The following is a 17,741-nucleotide window of genomic DNA, read 5'->3' on the forward strand; positions in this document are numbered from 1 at the left end:
TGATCGACTGCGGTTAATATGGGTCCCGATGGACCGAGGAAACGCCTTCTCATGACAGACGCACCGGCCTTTTTCAACCTCTACCGCCACGACTTCGCCCGCATTGCCGTCGGCGTTCCGCGTGTCCGGGTGGCCGATCCGGCTTTCAACGCGCGCGAAACGATCTCGCTGATGCGCGAGGCCGATGCGCGGCACGCACTGCTCGCGCTGTTTCCCGAACTGGGGCTTTCCGGTTACGCGTGCGACGATCTTTTTCAGCAGCACGCGCTGCTCGATGCCTGCCTCGCCGCGTTGAACGACGTGCTCGATGCATCGAAGACCGTATCGACGATCGCGGTCGTCGGCCTGCCGCTACGGATCGACGGCATGCTCTTCAACTGTGCCGCCGTCATCCATCGGGGCCGTCTTTTCGGGCTCGTTCCGAAAAGCTACTTGCCCAATTATCGGGAATTCTACGAGGCACGCCAGTTCTCGCCGGCCTCCTATCTGCGGCGCAGCGAGATCGATTTGGTGGGCCAGCACGCGATCCCCTGCTCCGATGCGCTCGTGTTTCGTGTCGAAGATCAGCCGCTCTTCACCTTCCACATCGAGATTTGCGAGGACGTATGGGTGCCGGTTCCCCCTTCCTCATTCGCCGCGCTTGCAGGCGCGACCGTGCTGCTCAACCTGTCCGCCTCGAACGTCACCGTCGGCAAGGCCGACTTCCGGCGGCTGCTGGCAAGCAGCCAATCCGCGCGATGCCTCGCGGCCTACGCCTATAGCGCGGCCGGATATGGCGAATCGACGACCGATCTCGCGTGGGACGGGCACGGCATGATCTACGAAAACGGCAACGCGCTCGCCGAAACGCGGCGCTTCGCCGATGAGCCTCAATTGATTTGCGCGGATATCGATCTCGACCGGCTGAGCGACGAGCGCCTGCGGCAGACGACTTTCGGCGACACGGTGCAGTCGCATCGCGAGGCCTGCTCGCGATTTCGCACCGTGGACGTTCCGGCGGTACTCCCTCGCTCCATCGAGCTGCCGCTCGCGCGAGCTTACGAGCGGTTCCCGTACGTGCCGGCCGACCCGGTGCGACGCGGCGAGCGTTGCAGTGAAATCTACGATATCCAGGTGCAAGGGCTCGTGACACGCATGCGGGCGGCGAAAGCCGGCAAGCTCGTGATTGGCGTGTCGGGCGGCCTCGATTCGACGCAGGCGCTGCTCGTCTGCGCGCGCGCTGTCGACATGCAGCAATTGCCGCGCGAGGCGATCGTCGCCTGCATCCTGCCCGGGTTCGGCACGGGCCAGCGCACGCTCGATCAGGCGCGCCGGCTCGTGAGTTCGCTCGGCTGCCGCAGCTATGAAATCGACATTCGCCCGAGTTGCATGCAGATGTTTCAGGACATCGGCCACCCCTTTGCACACGGCGAACCGGTGCACGACGTGACATTCGAAAACGTGCAGGCGGGGGAACGCACGAGTCATCTTTTCCGCATGGCCAATCTGCATGGCGCCCTCGTCGTGGGCACCGGCGACCTCAGCGAGCTCGCGCTCGGCTGGTGCACTTATGGCGTCGGCGATCACATGTCGCATTACGGCGTCAATTCGAGCGTGCCGAAGACGCTCATTCAATACCTGATCCGCTGGGCCGCCGACGAGGGATCGCTCGGCAAGCGCGCGTCGGCCGTGCTGCGCGACGTGCTCGAAACGGAGATCAGCCCCGAGCTGATCCCGGCTGACGAGGGCGGCGCCATACAGTCGACGGAGGCGACGGTCGGTCCTTATGAGCTGCAGGATTTCAATCTCTATTACCTCCTGCGGTTCGGCTACCGGCCATCGAAGGTCGCGTTTCTCGCGTGGACGGCATGGCACGACGTGCGCAAAGGCGCGTGGCCCGATCTGCCCGAGGAGAAGCGCCACGAGTACGGCATCGCCGACATCAAGCGGTGGCTTGCGGTTTTCTTGCGGCGCTTCTTCGAGGAGCAGCAATTCAAGCGCAGTTGCCTGCCCAACGGGCCCAAAGTGGGCTCCGGAGGGTCGCTTTCACCGCGCGGCGATTATCGCGCGCCGAGCGACGCGACTGCACGTGTCTGGCTCGCCGACCTCGAGACCGTGCCCGACCAGGAGCCGGTCCAGGAGCCGGGCCGCGGCTAAAGCAATTTATCGCAACGGAACGTCGGCAGGGGTGCGGTAAAGGCACCACCATACCGTCTTGCCGGATACCGGCAAATCGCGCGATAGGCTCACTCTGCTATAAAGTTCACCGTAAGGATTCGGGCTTGCGCTCAAATAGTTCGCCCTATTGATGAAAGTGACATAGTTGCCGGTCCCGAATTCGAGGTGCGATTTCCGATCGCCGTCCGGCAGGACGCAACCATCCGGCGCGGTGCGCAGGCGAGACGCAAAGGCGATGAACCAATTGGGATCACCGTGGCTACATGGCGCCTTTTCCGCCTGCACGATGCTCGGCTCACCCTGGAAGGCTCGAAGTTCGGGCTGGTTCGTAACAATATAGCGGTGATTCCCCGTGTAATCGAATGCTTGTATTCGGACGCGATCGGCGAACGACACCGGATCGCCGCATCTCTTCTTTGCTCCCGCAGCCGGAACGAACGTCCACATATAGTCTTGGTCGGGACAACGGCCTGGCGGAACGATGTCGATCGGCAGCAAAGACGGACTTCTCTTTGCGAACGGACGTCGAGCAATTGCGAGCAAAGCGGGCGCCTCGCTCGCGCAGCTTCCGAAACAAAACAAATCACCATAGCGAACCACGCCACCTTTATAAGCGCTCGGTCCGCCGACTTTATCGTCGAGCGAATACAGCACGTCCATGATCCCCCCTTCCGACAACAATCAAATCGCCGTTGGGCCGGGTAGGCGCACGACGATAAGCGTCTTCTCACCCGCAACTCGGATTTCGGCGGTGAGCATTGATGCAACGCATGAACGGACTTGCCACTAACCTGCAGGGTCGTCGCCGTGCGGTCGGGAAATCAGGAATTGCAAATCGAGATCTCTGGTTCGTCCATGAGGTAAAGCTGGAATCGTGGACTCAAGGATCGTGACAGCGAGCAAAATCATTTAGCGTTTTCATCTCAAGCCCCCCTCGTGAATCGGCGGTGTCGCACGGCTCTCTCGAAAAGCCGAAACGACCCGCCGTCACGTATCCCCTCGTTTTTCGTTGCGCGCCCGCAAAAACGAAGATCGAGCCGCGACCGCGCAACCCTTGTGGCCGGATTAACCCTTTATCGTCGGTGGCTTCCCATTGATACACCAGTTCAAAATGACACCAATTTTGGCCAATCCATTTGTATCGCAGTAAAAGTTACATCAGAAATGTATATTTACAGTTGGCGGGTGTCAAGCGCGAGTCAAAGTTGCTTCACAATTATTTGGAGTTAACTATCAGCCATCAGCTTCCTTTCAATGCCCCGTCACCCGCGAGCGCGGTTTGAAATCGGCCGGTGCCTGTATTTGGGATTTTAAACCGCGGCGGGGGCGAGCCCTCGCTGCTGACACCTCCGGTCATATGCGGGCGCAAGCCGGACCATCCGCGCTGCGCGACCGGCCACGAAACCATTGACACATGGATGGTGTTGAGCTTCGGGCGCCGGTGGCAGGCCTGCGCGGCGCATGCACTGACGTGATGCACGTATGCCAACGCCAATTCTTGAAATCGTGGTTACCCGCCAAGTGGCGCTGCCATTCCGTCGTATTCCATCTTGCACGGGGCGTTTTTCAATAAAAACGTACTGGTTAGTACGGATAACACACACACCAGGGGCTCTCTTCATGACACGCTTAGGCCGTCGTTTTTTTCGCCAACTTCCGCCGCGAACAAGAACGGCATTTTTCAACCACCGAAAAGGGGCCTAGGTATGGAACGCCTGGACAACACTCACGAAGTCGTCAAACTCTCCAGTCTCATCGATGACAAGCCGGAATCCGCTATCGGCGAATTGCGCCCGAACGTCGAGCGATTGCCGTTCACCATTCGGATCGTGCATGATGAAAGCGACCTTGAAAAAGCGGTCGGCCTGCGAAAGGCGGCCTATGGCCGGCATATTCCCGAGCTCGGCACGCAGATGATCGCGGAGGACAGCGATCGCGCAATGGGCACGACCGTTCTGCTCGCGGAGTCGAAGTTCGATCGCGCGCCGCTCGGCACCATCCGCGTGCAGACGAACGACCGCGCGCCGCTCGCCGTCGAGCATTCCGTCACACTGCCCGATTGGTGCGGATCGGGACGTCTCGCCGAAGCCACACGTTTGAGCGTCGTCAATGGCGGGGGAGGAAGAATGGTGAAAACTGCGCTCTTCAAGGCGCTCTTCCTGCTCTGCGAGCAAAAGCACATCAATTGGCTGATCGTCACTGCGCGTTCGCCAATCGATCGGGAGTACGAAATGATCCAATTCAAAGACGTCCTCGAGCATCGGCAATATATACCGATGGCGCACGTCGGCGGCCTGCCGCACCGGGTCATGGCACTCCAATTCGGCATCGGCAGACAGCGCTGGAAGGAAGCAAGACATCCTTTGTACCGCTTCGTGTTCGAAACGCACCATCCCGACATCGATTTGAGGGACGCAAAGTGTTCAACTTTGTCTCCCGACACGGTACGATTCGACGAGCACGCGGTTAATGGGGAGAGCGGCGGAGAAGAACGGACCGATCGCCGCTACGATCCGCGGTACGACTAAACGTCTCGAGCGGGTCGAAGCGCGCGGCCCGCAGTCGTCGACGTGAACTGCGGCGCGCACTTGGGGGAAGAGCGGTATGGCATGGAGCGCGGTTTCCGGTTTCAGAATCAAGCATACCGGATGGCAGCTTGACCAAGCCGTCTTCCTCCTTTCCGTCTATGTCGTGCCGGCGTTGCTCGCGCTCGCCGCGTTGATCGCACTGGTCTTTTTGCCGAATCAGTTCCGTGCCAGTGATGCGACGACGCTGCCGTTCAGCGTATTGCGCGACGACAGTGGGGTTCTGCAGCCAGCCGATGCCCTTGCCCGGCTCGCCGGCGGCCAGCGCGTCATGCGGTTCGGCACGAAACTGTCCGAGGCGCCGGTCTGGTTCAGCTTCACGGCTCCCGCATCGGCGCATTGGAAGAGCGTCGAATTTCCTTCGCGTCACGCGCAAACGCTTGCATGCTGGCGCGCGTCCGATCTCGCGCTGCTCGGCAGCGCCGATCGCAGCCATACGTCAGGCGCGATGCGCGCCGCCAAGGCGGGCTTCGCACTCTCGGTCGAGGAGCCGGCTAGCCGGCAACTCATTGTCTGCCGCGGAACGTTTTCCGGTCCCGCTCAACTCACGGTGCTCGATTGGGATTGGCAGCAACTTTGGAATTCCGAGCTCGATTTTTTCGAGAGCAGTGGCCTGATTGCCGGCGGCTTGCTTACTCTGGCGGTATTCGTTTTTGTCACTGCGCTCATCAACCGTGAATGGACGTACGTGATTTTTTCGGTCTGGCTGGTCGGAAACCTGCGGCTTTGCGCGAATGCGATGGGCTGGGACACCCAATGGCTCGACCGCGCCCTTCCGCCCCTGGACCTCGCGCTGATACGGAAGGTGACATTCGCCGTTTATTATTTGTTGACGGCCGCGCTTTTCAGCCGCCTGTTTCGCCGCGAATTGAGGCAGGTTGGATATCAATGGATGCTTCGCGCGACCCAATATGCGGGTCTGGTATTGCTGGCTCTCGCATTTGCGCTGCCCTATGCGCGATTCATTCCCGTGCTGTGGATCATGGCCGGCGCCGGTATCGGCGTACTCATCTTCCTGCTCGGGCGCCTTGTCTGGAAGGCGCGCTCGCGGACCGTCATGTGGTATGTCGCATCGCTCGCGACCGTCCTCGTCGCAACGTTGTCGCAAGTGCTCGGCGCCGCCTTCGGCATTCCCGCGCTTGCGGCGGGCGTGAGCCCTGTCGCGGCCGCCTTGTCGTCGAGCATGATGGCGGCGTTCGCGATCGCGGAGCAAATGCGTGCCGAGCGCGAGCATCGGCGGCAAGCGCAAATCGAGCTTCGCAACACCTACGAGGTGATGCCGGTCGGGCTATTCACGCTCAATACCAGCGGCCGCTTCATCCAAACGAACCCCGCACTGCGGTCGATGTTGAACATGCTCGCAAGCGATTATCGCTACCGACACTGGAACGACTACTTCCAGCCGGGCGCGTGGGGCTCGCTGCAAGCACTGCTGATGCAAGGACGCGACAGTGAAATCGAGATCAGCGGCAACAAGGAGCGCGGCACGGCCGATCGCCGCTATTTGCTGAAGGCGATCGTCTCGAAGAACGTCATCGAAGGCTCGCTGCAGGACGTGACCGAGCGATCGAAGGCTGTCGAGCGCTTGCGCTATCTCGCGGAACACGACCCGCTCACGGGCTCGCTCAATCGCCGCGGCATCGAGGCAGCCATCAGACATCAGGACGAAAACGCGCTGGCCTGGGCCCTCGCCTATGTCGATCTCGATCGATTCAAGCTGATCAACGACCTCTTCGGCCACCATTGCGGTGACGAAGTATTGAAGCAAGTCGCGTCGAGAGCGCAAACCGTGCTCGACGAGCGGTGTGCGTTCGGACGAATGGGCGGAGACGAGTTCGTCTGCGTGTTCGGGGGCCTGTCGATCGACGAGGCCTCGCGCCGCTGCGAGGCACTGCTCGATACGCTGAACAATGCGCCCTATCAGGTCGGCAAGCGCGCGTTTCAGGTCTATGCCTCGATCGGTCTCGTTGCCTGCTCGCCGGCGATACGCGGCGAGGATGCGCTGTCTCAGGCCGATCGCGCCTGCCGTGAGGCGAAGGAAAGCGCGCACAAGAGGCTCGTCGTCTACCAGAATGGCGCGGCATGGTTCGAGGCGCGCGCGGCCGAGCTGCGCCTCGTCGAATCGTTCCGGCTCAATCATTTGCCGCCAGGCTTGTTCCTCATGATGCAACCGATCATGTCGATGGCCGCGCCGACCGAGTCGCTCAATTTCGAAGTGTTGTTGCGCATGCGCGCCCCCGATGGAACGATCGTCCCGCCAGGCAAGATCATGGCCGCCGCGGAAGAGTCCGGCAACGTGGCCGCGATCGACAAATGGGTGGTGGCCTCGACGCTCGCATGGATCGACGAGCATCGCGCCTCGCTCGCGAACACTCGCTTCATCTGCGTGAACCTGAGCGGCGGCTCGTTGAACGACGAGCGCTTCACCGAGGAAATCTTCGCGCTCCTTCAGAGCCACCGGCCCGCCCTCGACTATCTGTGCCTGGAGATCACGGAAAGCGTCGCGCTGCACGATCTGCTCAATACGCAGCGGTTCATCGCACGCGCTCACGAGATGGGGGCGACCATTGCGCTCGACGATTTTGGCGCCGGCTACACGTCATTCCGCTATCTGAAGTCGCTCTCCGTCGACGCGTTGAAGATCGACGGCGAGTATGTGAAATCGATGTGCTTGCACCCGGCCGATATGGCGATCGTGGAGGCGCTCGTCTCGCTGGCACGCGACCTCGGCATGCGCAGCGTCGCGGAGTGGGTCGAAGATGCCGATACGCTCGCGGCCTTGCACGAGATCGGCGTCGACTACGTACAGGGCTATGCCATCGCCAGGCCGCAAGAAGCGGATGCCATCCTGCTCGCACAGTCGTCGGCAAGCTTCGTCACCGATCCGGACGTCGCCCGCGTCGTTCAAATGCTGACGAAGGAGCCCGGCGGCGTTATCGCAGGCGATACGGACGTCGAGACAGGCTCGGCGAGTTCGACGGCGAGCGCCGAGCCCAGCGGATGACAGCACGGAAAAACCGCTTAGGGCCTACTCGGCGAGTGCGAGGCTGAGCGCTTCAGCCGGCGCCGCGACCTCACGGTACGTAGCCGAATCGCTCTTCTTCAAGCTCTTGCCGGCGCGCGACGGCGGCTGACAGAGCGCGCAGGCTTTGCTGATCGGCCGATCGTACTTGTAGGCCACGAACTTGCCCGAGCATCGGCAGCACTGCGTCATCTGCAGTATGCCGCCGCTGAAGAAGCGCACGAGCGTCCAGGCTCGCGTCAGATCGAGCAGCGTCTCCCCGCCGGCGTTCGTGCAATGCTCGCGGTAGAGGCGGTATGCCTTGGTGAGCGCGTCGAGATGCGTGCACTGCGCTTCGTTCTTCAGGAACAGATAGGTGTTGTAGAAGAGCGACGAATGGATGTTCGCCATCCATGTCATGTACCAGTCGGCTGACGACGGCAGGAGGCCTTTCGGCGGCGATACGCCCGTTACTTCGCGGTAGAGGCGAATCAGCCGGTCACGCGGCAGCGCGAGCTCCGTTTCGAGCACTTGCATGCGCGCCCCGAGCTTGATCAGCGCGATCGCACGTACCATTTCCTGGGCGTCTTGGGCGAGCGTCGTTCTTGGCATGATGCGCTCCGGTGCTTAGCAAAACTGCTCCGCAGGCGCGCCCGCCAGCAGGAGGGCCGTATGCGTGAGTGCGAGATCGGCATGCCTTTCCGGCGCCGTGAGCGCGCGCAGCATGCCTTGATCCTTGAAACGGAAGCGGCACAGCAACTGATCGCCGGCCGCGAGCTTGAGCGTTTGCGTAAGCGAAAGTCCCGACAAGACATCGGCCAGCTCGGCCGACAGTCCCAGTCGGAACATACCTTCCGCACGGTCCTCGCGCAACATGCGCTGCGCGAGAATCAGGTACGACACATTGATTTCCCTGATCGAATCGAGCGTTTCGCGATCGTTCACGATCTTCCCCCAAAAGGCAATGTCGATTAACGACTAACGCCCCCCTATCCTTCAAACCAGCATTTTTGTTGTGACGAAAGTATCGATCAGGGCTAATGCAAAACAAATCAGCGGGGGACTGAAGTTCGCGTAGTCGTCTTAGCGGTCGTGTCAGCGCTTTCCTACAAGAGCGGCGGAAACGAGCGACATCACCGCGCGGAGCTCGCCCCGCACCATGCCGTGCAATCCGGATTCGCTCAGACACCGATCGGCAAGCCGCCGAACAACCTGGCCTGAAGACGGGCGAGCCACCTGCGCAAGCCGGCCCGGCGATCGGGGCATTGGATCGTGAATGTGACGTGGGCTTCGGCGCCGCCATCGACGCTCAACCACACCCGTTCGCCGCGTTTCAAGTTGACGACATCGCCCATGCGCAGCCAGTAGTCGTCCAGTCGCCCCTCGCGCGTCAACCAGATCTGGCTGCCGTGCGCGCGCAGTTGCGCATCGGCTCGCATGCGCCAGCCGACGATGCGATGCGGTGCAAGCGGTACGTGGACGATGATTTTCAATACCCTGTCATCGTCGAGCGAACGCAGGGCGGACACCTCACGACAATCGAACTGCGGACTTCTTTCGGTCATTTCCCTCTCCGTCGATTGAACCGGCAGACGGAGGGCACCACCAAAACGAAAAAGCCCCCGTTTGCCGGGGGCTTTGCATCCATTCGTACTGCCAACTAATGCGCAATTCGTGGCAGAGACAATGCGTACGCCCCCAATGAGCCGCCCCAGCGGGCGTTCATTGGGTGGTTAATCCAGGCGATGTAGATTGGCGTATGCATGCGGACGAGTTTCCCTGCCTGCGCCACGTTTGTCAACGGATTTTTGAGATGGTAGGCGGCGTGCCTGCCTCGCTGCCGCCCAGCTTCACTTGCCACAGGCCGTCCGTCGGGTACGGCAAGCGCGCCAACGCGCTTTCCACCAGATAACGCAGGGAGACGAGGGGCGAAGCCTCGTGATCGCGATTCGTCGCGCTTACCTTGTAGAGTTCCCGGCCGCTCGCGCGCTCGAAAAACCGCAGCGTCAGCGAGTGGACGAACGTATGCTGCCAGGGCCATGAAAGGAGCGCGGGCCCTTCGTGGCCTTCTCCGTCTCCGTTGCTTGGCTTACCTGCTTCGCCGCAATCGCCGCCCGCCGAGCAAACCCCGCCCCCGGCCGCGATCGATTGCTCATGCGTCTCGTACGAGACCGAGAGACGGTAGCGCGCTTCGTCCGCGCCTGCGGCAACAAAGCCGTGCCGATGCAGCGATTCGGCAACGACCGACTCGTATTGCGCCCGCACGCCGTCGGCGGCCGGATAAGGCGCGTGAGACAGGACATAAGTCCGCGGCTGCCCCGTCAAATCCGCCGCCGACGACAGCGATGCACGGACCTCCGATTTGACCGCGCAGCCGGTTAGCGCCGCCGCGACGAGGCACATCATGATCCATACCGATTTCACCGTTTCCTCGCTTGAAAAATGCATTCCCCGTTGGCCCGAAAGGTGGCTATTGACCGCTCAGCGCTTCCATCGCCGCGGAATCGAGCAGCGGTAGCCGTATCGTCACCGTGGTTCCCTGCCCCGGCGCGCTGTCGACCTGAACTTCTCCGCCGTGCCTCACCACGACCGCTTTGATGAAAGCCATGCCGAGGCCCGCGCCGTTGGTAGGCGGCTGGCCTGGCGAATGGAAACGCCGGAAAGGCTCGAACAGGTGCGCCTGCATATCCTTGGGAATGCCATAGCCTTCATCGCGAACCGTGCACCGCACGCGCTGCGAAGCGTCCAAACTCACGCCGACTGCGATGACCGTGCTGCTGGGACTGTACTTCACCGCATTGTTGAGGATATTCGCGATCGCCCGCGTCATCAGCGAGCGGTCCGCCGCGATCCAGTACTCGTTGCCGTCCAGCTTCATTTCCACGCGGATGTCTTTCGCCCGGGCCTGCGGCCAGATCTCGTCGCTTGCATCGATTACGGCGTCGACGAGATTGACGGGCTCGAGCGAGTAGGTCTGTGACTCCGCGCGCGCGAGTTGAACGAAGTCGTCGGCGAGCTTCAGCGCGCGCTGCGCGTGCCGCTCTATGCGCTCGAGCAACACCCGCGTTCGTTCCGATTCGGTGTTCGAGCGTTCAAGCTCGATCAGCGCGAGAATCGACGCATGGCGTGAACGCATATCGTGTGAGAGGAGTCTCAACGCATCCTCGCGGCCGCGCTCGGCCGCGTGCAGCGCCGTGACTTCGACCATGCCCGCCACCCAGCTGCCCGACTCCTCGCCGCGCTGATTCCTGCATCGCTCATAGCGCAACAGGTACTCGTGGCCCATGCGATCGCGTACTTCGATCCCTCGCCTGACGATACCCACGTGCCTTCCGGTCGGATCGAGAACGGCCGGCCAACTCGCACGTATTTCCGCTTCGAGCTCCGGCGAAGTCTCGATCGACTTCGTCAGCGAGAAGCCGCCGAGCGCCTGAGTCAGCGTGCGCCCGGCAGGTTCGGGGCCGCCCAGCCTCGCGAAATGCGCGCGCGCGGCCTGGTTCGCAAGCAGCACGATACCCTGCCCGTCGGCAACCAGCACCGGCTCCGGCACGCTGTTGAGGCTATCCCATACGAATCGCTTCATGTCCTGCAAGCGGTGAGCGGCACGCTCGACAAGCGCGATCTGGCGCTCCAGTACGTCGCCTCCGAACTCGCGCCGCGCGACGAACCGTACGGGCAATAGATCGACGTCGTCGTCGAGTTGCTTCAATTCGTAACGAAGGCGCGACATCGTCATCTCGAGCCGCCGCCAGCTCCAGATCGGATAAAGCACGACGACAGCGACCGCCGCGGGAACCGGCGAAACCCAGATATCGGCGCCGCGCAACGCAATCGCGCTCGCCGCGACAACGGCGACGCCTAGCGCGCTCGTCAGCACGAGCGAGCGCCACGGCGAGAGAAAGAAGAAGCCGGCGAGCAAAAAGGCAACCGGCACGAGCGAAGCGGCGAACGTGACACCGGCCGGCGCGGAATGAATGACGCGGCCCGACAGCAGTGCGCTCAGTACCTGCGCATGCACGGCGAGATCGGGCATGGGACCGACATGCCCGGAGACCGGCGTCGAGAGATGGCCATCGACGCCCGCCGCGGTGACACCGACGAACACGATCTTGCCTCGCAACGCGTCGCGGGGCACGTCGCCCTTGAGCAGTTGCGCGCACGATACCTGCATCGCGGATGCAGTCGTGAAAGGAATCAGCACTCGGACATCGCCGTGCGTGCCTTGCCGCTGATCCTTCAGCCCATCGACGACGTAGCGCCCTCCCGCGAACGTTAGCGAGCCGTCGCGGATCGCCGCGTAGACGGGCACATCGATATAGGGCTTGCGTGCATCGCCGTCGCCCTCGATCAGTGCGACGCTGCGGACGATGCCGTCGCCATCGCCTTCGAGATTGACATGGCCCAGCCCCGCCGCCGCATCCCTGAACGGGGCGACGGGCGGTACGACGGTGCGCGCATCGCCAGGCGGGGCGCGCATGAGCAGCAGCGGGAGAAAGGTCGGCACCGTACGTATGGCGTCGGCGAGCACCTGATCGTCAGGCGATGACTCCGTGAGCAACATATCGTAGACGATCGCCGCCGCGCCGGCTTGCGACGCGGCACGAACGACCTGCGCCTGCAGGTCGCGCGGCCACGGCCAGCGCCCGAATTCCGCGATGCTCGCGTCGTCGATCGTGACCATTGCGATATCGGGCAGCAGCGGCCGTGAGTCGACTCGCAGAAGCCTGTCGTACGCCATCCGGTCGAGGTTCGTCATCGCGTGGGTCATCGCCCCGACCATCACGATCGCCACGCCGACCACGCCCACGAAGATCCATTCGAGCAAATAACGGCGTTCCGGGCGCAACCGGCGCCGAGCCACGCGGACCCAATATCGCAGCAGCGAACGTATGGCGCGAAGGCTCATCGGTGCGATCGTTCAATACGCGAGCGTAAACGAACGCACGCCGGCGGCGGTTTCATAGAAGCGGCCGTTTTCGAACTGCTCGGCGATGACGGTCCAGTAGTAAACACCCGCGGGCAGGCCCGTCACCACGAATCGATGCCCCGAAATGTCGACTGCATCGACGAGCGGATCGCGCAAATCCTCGTTGCGCGAAAGAACGAAACGAAAATGCGTGTCGACGCCGGGGCGGCTTGCGAGCCAGCGGAACTCGTAGCTGCGTGCACCGCCGGCGCGACCAGCCGACGCGTCCACACCGTTGCGGCGCCGCTCGAACGCGTAGACGCGCGGCAGGCCTTGGAGACCTGCGCCATCGATGGCCGAGACGCGAACGAAGTAGGTCCCGTCGGCAACGTCCTCGAACGACGCGTGGGGCGTTTGCGTGCGGGTCTCGCGGATGAGGTCGAGCGTGCCTGCGTCCCGCGCGATATCGAGGCGATAGTGCGTCGCACCCGCCACCGGCTGCAGATCGAACTCGACGTGAGGGCCGTCCTGTATCTTCGCCGGATGCGCGAGCGTGGGCGCCGGCAACAACGCGACGGGCGCACCCACGGCGCCGCCGCGCGTCACGCTGCCATAGCCGGCCGGCACGAGTTGGGACTGCGGTGCCGCCGCTTCTTCGTCCAGTTTGCCCTTCGTGGCCGGCGCATGCGTCTCGGCGTTACCGACCGCCACCTTTCCGTCGAGCACCTCGACCGTCGTCGCGACCGGGTCGTAATTCACGCGAAAATGCGTGCCGCGCACGCCGGCGACGATCGAAGGCGCATGGATCTCGAAATGATCGTCCGGCTTGGTCAAATGTTCGACCTCGCTCTCCACTTCACCGCGAATGAGAGAGAAATCGCGTTCGGTCCGTCCCGTCAAGACCGTTCGCCGCAATGTGCCGAGTGCCAGCGTGCTTCGTGGCGTCAGCGTCAAGTGCGTTCCGTCCTCGAGCTCGATGGTGACGAAACCGTTGGAACCCGTGCTGATCGCATCGCCTTCCCCAAGCGACGCGCCCTCGGCGAGCGGCAAAGGCGGGACCGCCTTCGAGATCCGCTCGGCGTCCCCGCTCGCCGCGAGAACGCGCACCATGAGCGGATCCCGCTTCAGCAGCGCGACGGGAAGCTTCAGCAAAGTTCCGGGCTTGAGCCTGCGAGGCGCATCGACGCGGTTCAATCGCGCGAGCACACGCCAATCGTATGGATCGCTCAAATAGCGGTCGGCGACTTCGTAAATCGTGTCGCCCGGTTGCGCGGCGTAGGAAACGGTCTCCGGCTTCGCGGCCTTATCGACCTTCGCGGCCTCCGCCCGAACGACAGGCGACATAATAAAGAGTGTAAAGCCCGTCGTAAGGATCGCGAATGCGCGGCGCTGCCGTACTACGCTACTCGGCAATCGGCGCATCTCACGCAGAAAAAACGAAAAATATCGTTGTGACATTGCGCCCAAACGAGAAAAAGTCACCAGATATTACGCACCCCTTATCATTTTTTCAACGGCTTGCGCGAACAGTGCCGCGACGCCGCCACGCTTACCGTCCTATCGCGGCAGTAAAAATATCGATCGTCGGTCAATCAGGACGGAGCGTGACGATAAAATGTCATCCTCGCCGCAGCGCCGCAAATGCCCCGTTCGACGAATGCAAACAATTGTCAACTCGCTCCAGTCGGAGTCTTACCTTCGGGCGAAACGGCACTGATTGACGACCGGGCCAGCGATCAGGTCCAAACTCGATGAGCGGATAGCGCTAGAATTCGCAGTTCCACCATGCGACCGCAAAAATCCGTGGTTCGGGCGCATTGCCTCGTGACCGGCGGGAGAACCAAGTGAAGATTGCATATCTGGAAGACGATGAGGGCCAAATCGAACACGTCAACAAATTGTTGGCGAGCCGCGGACACGAATGCTATCCGTTCACCGATGGTAGCCAACTGATCCGCAGGTTGAAGCGCGAAGGTTTCGACATGTTGCTGCTCGATTGGCAGGTCCCCGGCGTAAGCGGACACCAGGTCACGCTATGGGCGCGGGCAAATCTCGGCGAGCATGTGCCCATCATCTTCATGACGAGCCGCTCGCTCGAAGAGGACATCGTCGCGGCGCTCAACGCGGGCGCGGACGATTACATGATCAAGCCGATTCGGAAAGCCGAGCTGATGGCGCGCATCGATGCGCTCGCGCGTCGTATGAATCCGCATTCGCCGCGCAACGCCGAGTCGATCGAACTCGGCCGCTACCGGATCGACCCGGGAACACGCACGTGCTACGTCGGCGGCGCGCCGATCGAGCTGACGAGCCGCGAATTCGATCTTGCCTTGCTGATGTTTCAGCATGTCGGGCGAATACTTTCACGCGAGCATATCGGCGGAACAGTCTGGGGACAGCCGCCGAGCGCGATTTCCCGCACGCTCGACACGCACGTCTCCAGGGTGCGCGCAAAGCTTCAACTGCGGCCCGAAAACGGCTTGCGGCTGACCCCCGTGTACGGACACGGCTATCGGCTCGATCTGGTGCGCGATCCGCAGGAGCGTTGAGCCGTTTGCCTCGACGAATTCGCGCACGGTCGCCAGGCGGCAAGCGAGCGGCTGTGACTGATGCGCGAGCGATGACTCACAGGCACCACTGCTGCCACATTTGCCTGAATGCCTGCTCGACGTTGCGGGCGAAGCGGGCCCCGTCCATCAGCGGCGAACGCTCCATCCGTGCCCGCAACCCCGCGCGCAAGCCGGCAAGACGCGGCAAATCGCGCGCAAGCCCAATCGCCTTGCGCGTGAACTCTTCGTCCGTGAATGCCACGAGCTCGGTCAGGCCGAGGTTGCCGAGCTGACTCAATCCGCCGCGGGCCACTGCGGTCGTGCCCGCGCGCGAAACGACGGGCACGCCCATCCACAACGCGTCGAGGCTCGTCGTGTGACCGTTGTACGGAAACGTGTCGAGCGCGAGATCGATCCGTTGATAGGTCTCGAGGTAGGCCGCGCGCGGCCGGAACGCGACGAACTCGATGCAGGCCGGATCGATTCCGCACGCGCGAGCGCGCTCGGCAAGCCTTTCTCGCGCACGGCCCGGCGCGGCCATCAAAAGGAGCCGTGCATTGTCCAGCGCGGCGAGCACCGGGGCCCACATTCGCAACGTTTGCTCGTTGAGCTTGCAGGGGTTGTTGAGACAGCCGAAGGTCAGTCGGCCTTCGGTTAGCGCAGGCAGCGCATTGACAGCGGGTCCATCGCTGAGCGGATCGTAGCACCAGAACGTCTCGGGCAAGCGGATCGAGCGCTCGCTGTAGCGGTCGTCGCGACGATCGGACGGCGGATCGAGCCACGGGTCCGTTAGCCGATAGCCGATCGAACGACTGCCCGTCGTTCCCGGATACGCGAGCCAAGCCACTTGGAGAGGCGCGGGAGCGCGCGCGAACAGAAGCGGCCGGCCGTCCGCCATGTGCATGGTCAGATCGACGAGCACGTCGATGCCGTCCTCTCGAACCATGCGTGCAAGCGTTTCGTCGTCGATGTGGCGAACCTCGCGCCAGACGTCGGCATACTGCGCGAGTCGGGCCGTCACCGCGTCCGGCCGCTGCACGCTCGAATAGCAAAATATTTCGTACTGCCGATGATCGTGATGCGCGAGCAGCGGCGTCATGAAAAGCGCTTGGCAATGATCGCGAAAATCAGCCGATACGTAGCCGATTCTCAAGCGCTTGTCGGCCACCCGCGCATTGCCGTAAGCAATGCTTGCCGGGACCACGCGGTTCTCATGGCGCTCCGCGAGCCGCCGGCACTCGTCGAGAATGGCGTAGCCATCGTCGACATGAAACGCGAGCGAGTAAGCAAGATTGCAGTGCGCGATGAGATTGTCGGGGTCGTGAGCGAGCGCCTCTCGAAAAGCGGCAATCGCTTCGTCGAGCGCGCCCGTGTCCTTCAGCAAGTTGCCCAGATTGTTGTAGGTCGTCGATCGAGTCGGCGCATCCGTTGCGCCTTCGCGCGACGCGAGCGCCGCGCGATAATGCGCATCGGCTTCATCCATGCGTCCGAGCCTGCGCGCGAGGCTCCCGGCGTTGTTGTGCGCGGCGACGAAGCCGGGGCGGGCCTGCAACGCGCGCGCATACGCAGCGGCTGCCGCGGCAAACTCCCCGAGCGCCTCTCGTGTCACGCCGAGGTTGTTGCACGCGTCGGCATGATTGGGAACGAGCGCGAGCGCCGCTTCATACTGATCGGCAGCTTCGGCATAGCGGCCGAGCGCATGAAGAACGGTACCGAGGTTGTACGCCGCGTTCGGAAAACGAGCGTCGAGCGCGAGCGCTCGTCTCAGCGCCGTTTCAGCCTCCGTGAACCGCCTGCGCGCGGCGAGCGCCGCGCCCAGATTGACCCAATGGTCAGGCGCGCTCGGCTCGGCCCTCACCGCGTCGTCGGCAAGCGCAATCGCTTCGTCGAGCCGGCCTCGCGCGAGCATCAATGTCGCCAGGTTCGTCAGCGCGCTCGCATAGCGCGGATGTGCCGCAAGCGCGCGCCGGTACGCAGCTTCGGCGGCCTCTGACTCGCCGCACTGGCGATGGCAGTTGCCGAGATTGTTCAGCGCGTCGAGATTCGCCGGATCGAGCTCAAGCAACGCCTCGTAGGCCGAGATGGCGGCGCGCCAATCGCCTTTGGCTTCGAGCAACGCGGCCAATGCGAACCGGGCATCGACGTAAGCCGGCTGATCCGACAACAAGTTGCGATAAGCATCGATGGCCTCGTCGAGGCGGCCCAACGCGGCAAGGACCTGGCCTTCGCCAAGCCGATAACGCGGCTCGCCAGGCACATGCGCTCGCGCCCTGGCGACCCACGCGAGCGCCCGCTCGGGGTCGCCCGTTTGAAGCGCGAGAACGCCGAGCCGGAACACCGCGTCGTGATGCCCCGGCAACTCGGCGAGGATCCCCTCGTACAGCTCGCGCGCCTCGGCAAACTCGCCCGCCAGATGATGGGCCTTCGCCCGCGCAAGCCGCGCCTCGATCGACATCGATTCCACCCTCTGTCACAAAAGATTCCGCGATTGTAGAGGTTCCGCCTGACACGTCGAAATGTCCTTTACCGAACGGATCGAAAAC

The 17,741-nt window shown here is 62.8% G+C and carries 12 protein-coding genes; 4 read left to right on the forward strand and 8 right to left on the reverse strand.

Annotation, left to right across the window (positions count from 1 at the left end; translation table 11 throughout):
* Positions 1 to 51 precede the first annotated feature (51 nt).
* Complete coding sequence (locus tag C9I57_RS13690) at positions 52 to 2,136, forward strand: NAD(+) synthase (protein WP_107151219.1); 2,085 nt, start codon at positions 52 to 54, stop codon at positions 2,134 to 2,136.
* Positions 2,137 to 2,142: 6 nt separating this feature from the next.
* Here C9I57_RS13690 and C9I57_RS13695 read toward each other — a convergent pair whose 3' ends face one another.
* A complete protein-coding gene (locus tag C9I57_RS13695; RefSeq protein WP_107151220.1) occupies positions 2,143 to 2,817 on the reverse strand; it encodes a hypothetical protein in 675 nt (224 codons plus the stop codon).
* Positions 2,818 to 3,863: 1,046 nt separating this feature from the next.
* Here C9I57_RS13695 and C9I57_RS13700 point away from each other — a divergent pair.
* Together C9I57_RS13700 and C9I57_RS13705 are read left to right on the forward strand one after the other, a co-directional pair.
* Positions 3,864 to 4,685, forward strand: a complete 822-nt coding sequence (locus C9I57_RS13700; RefSeq protein WP_107151221.1) for a hypothetical protein — start codon at positions 3,864 to 3,866, stop codon at positions 4,683 to 4,685.
* Positions 4,686 to 4,761: 76 nt separating this feature from the next.
* Entirely contained in the window at positions 4,762 to 7,746 is a 2,985-nt protein-coding gene (locus C9I57_RS13705; protein WP_107151222.1) for a putative bifunctional diguanylate cyclase/phosphodiesterase, read from the forward strand.
* 24 nt (positions 7,747 to 7,770) lie between these two features.
* Here C9I57_RS13705 and flhC read toward each other — a convergent pair whose 3' ends face one another.
* From flhC to C9I57_RS13735, 6 genes are all read right to left on the reverse strand, one after another.
* Positions 7,771 to 8,355 carry a flagellar transcriptional regulator FlhC gene (gene flhC, locus C9I57_RS13710; RefSeq protein ID WP_107151223.1) on the reverse strand — a complete coding sequence of 195 codons (585 nt, stop codon included), beginning with the start codon at positions 8,353 to 8,355 and terminating at the stop codon, positions 7,771 to 7,773.
* Between the two features lie 15 nt (positions 8,356 to 8,370).
* Entirely contained in the window at positions 8,371 to 8,688 is a 318-nt protein-coding gene (gene flhD / locus C9I57_RS13715) for a flagellar transcriptional regulator FlhD (protein ID WP_107151224.1), read from the reverse strand.
* Positions 8,689 to 8,924: 236 nt separating this feature from the next.
* Positions 8,925 to 9,308 carry a DUF2917 domain-containing protein gene (locus tag C9I57_RS13720; RefSeq protein WP_107151225.1) on the reverse strand — a complete coding sequence of 128 codons (384 nt, stop codon included), beginning with the start codon at positions 9,306 to 9,308 and terminating at the stop codon, positions 8,925 to 8,927.
* 232 nt (positions 9,309 to 9,540) lie between these two features.
* Complete coding sequence (locus C9I57_RS13725) at positions 9,541 to 10,167, reverse strand: DUF4136 domain-containing protein (protein ID WP_181321829.1); 627 nt, start codon at positions 10,165 to 10,167, stop codon at positions 9,541 to 9,543.
* A 46-nt stretch (positions 10,168 to 10,213) separates the two neighbouring features.
* Positions 10,214 to 12,649, reverse strand: coding sequence for a CHASE2 domain-containing protein (locus tag C9I57_RS13730; RefSeq protein WP_107151227.1), 2,436 nt, complete (start codon positions 12,647 to 12,649; stop codon positions 10,214 to 10,216).
* Between the two features lie 12 nt (positions 12,650 to 12,661).
* The gene (locus tag C9I57_RS13735; RefSeq protein WP_107151228.1) at positions 12,662 to 14,071 is read right to left on the reverse strand and encodes a FecR domain-containing protein; all 1,410 of its coding nucleotides are present in this window, start codon (positions 14,069 to 14,071) and stop codon (positions 12,662 to 12,664) included.
* Between the two features lie 422 nt (positions 14,072 to 14,493).
* On the opposite strand from C9I57_RS13735, the gene C9I57_RS13740 reads away from it, so the two are divergent.
* Entirely contained in the window at positions 14,494 to 15,198 is a 705-nt protein-coding gene (locus tag C9I57_RS13740) for a response regulator transcription factor (protein ID WP_107151229.1), read from the forward strand.
* Positions 15,199 to 15,274: 76 nt separating this feature from the next.
* On the opposite strand, the gene C9I57_RS13745 is transcribed toward C9I57_RS13740, so the two are convergent.
* Complete coding sequence (locus C9I57_RS13745) at positions 15,275 to 17,653, reverse strand: tetratricopeptide repeat protein (protein ID WP_107151230.1); 2,379 nt, start codon at positions 17,651 to 17,653, stop codon at positions 15,275 to 15,277.
* Between the last annotated feature and the right edge of the window lie 88 nt (positions 17,654 to 17,741).

It is taken from the genome of Trinickia symbiotica, assembly GCF_003028655.1.
GTDB classification, from domain to species: Bacteria; Pseudomonadota; Gammaproteobacteria; order Burkholderiales; family Burkholderiaceae; genus Trinickia; species Trinickia symbiotica_A.

What these genes read in the sequence shown, in the direction of transcription:
- C9I57_RS13690 (WP_107151219.1), top strand. Translation starts at nt 52, where the DNA reads ATGACAGACGCACCGGCCTTTTTCAACCTCTACCGCCACGACTTCGCC.
- C9I57_RS13695 (WP_107151220.1), bottom strand. Translation starts at nt 2,817, where the DNA reads ATGGACGTGCTGTATTCGCTCGACGATAAAGTCGGCGGACCGAGCGCT.
- C9I57_RS13700 (WP_107151221.1), top strand. Translation starts at nt 3,864, where the DNA reads ATGGAACGCCTGGACAACACTCACGAAGTCGTCAAACTCTCCAGTCTC.
- C9I57_RS13705 (WP_107151222.1), top strand. Translation starts at nt 4,762, where the DNA reads ATGGCATGGAGCGCGGTTTCCGGTTTCAGAATCAAGCATACCGGATGG.
- flhC (WP_107151223.1), bottom strand. Translation starts at nt 8,355, where the DNA reads ATGCCAAGAACGACGCTCGCCCAAGACGCCCAGGAAATGGTACGTGCG.
- C9I57_RS13720 (WP_107151225.1), bottom strand. Translation starts at nt 9,308, where the DNA reads ATGACCGAAAGAAGTCCGCAGTTCGATTGTCGTGAGGTGTCCGCCCTG.
- C9I57_RS13730 (WP_107151227.1), bottom strand. Translation starts at nt 12,649, where the DNA reads ATGAGCCTTCGCGCCATACGTTCGCTGCTGCGATATTGGGTCCGCGTG.
- C9I57_RS13735 (WP_107151228.1), bottom strand. Translation starts at nt 14,071, where the DNA reads ATGCGCCGATTGCCGAGTAGCGTAGTACGGCAGCGCCGCGCATTCGCG.
- C9I57_RS13745 (WP_107151230.1), bottom strand. Translation starts at nt 17,653, where the DNA reads ATGTCGATCGAGGCGCGGCTTGCGCGGGCGAAGGCCCATCATCTGGCG.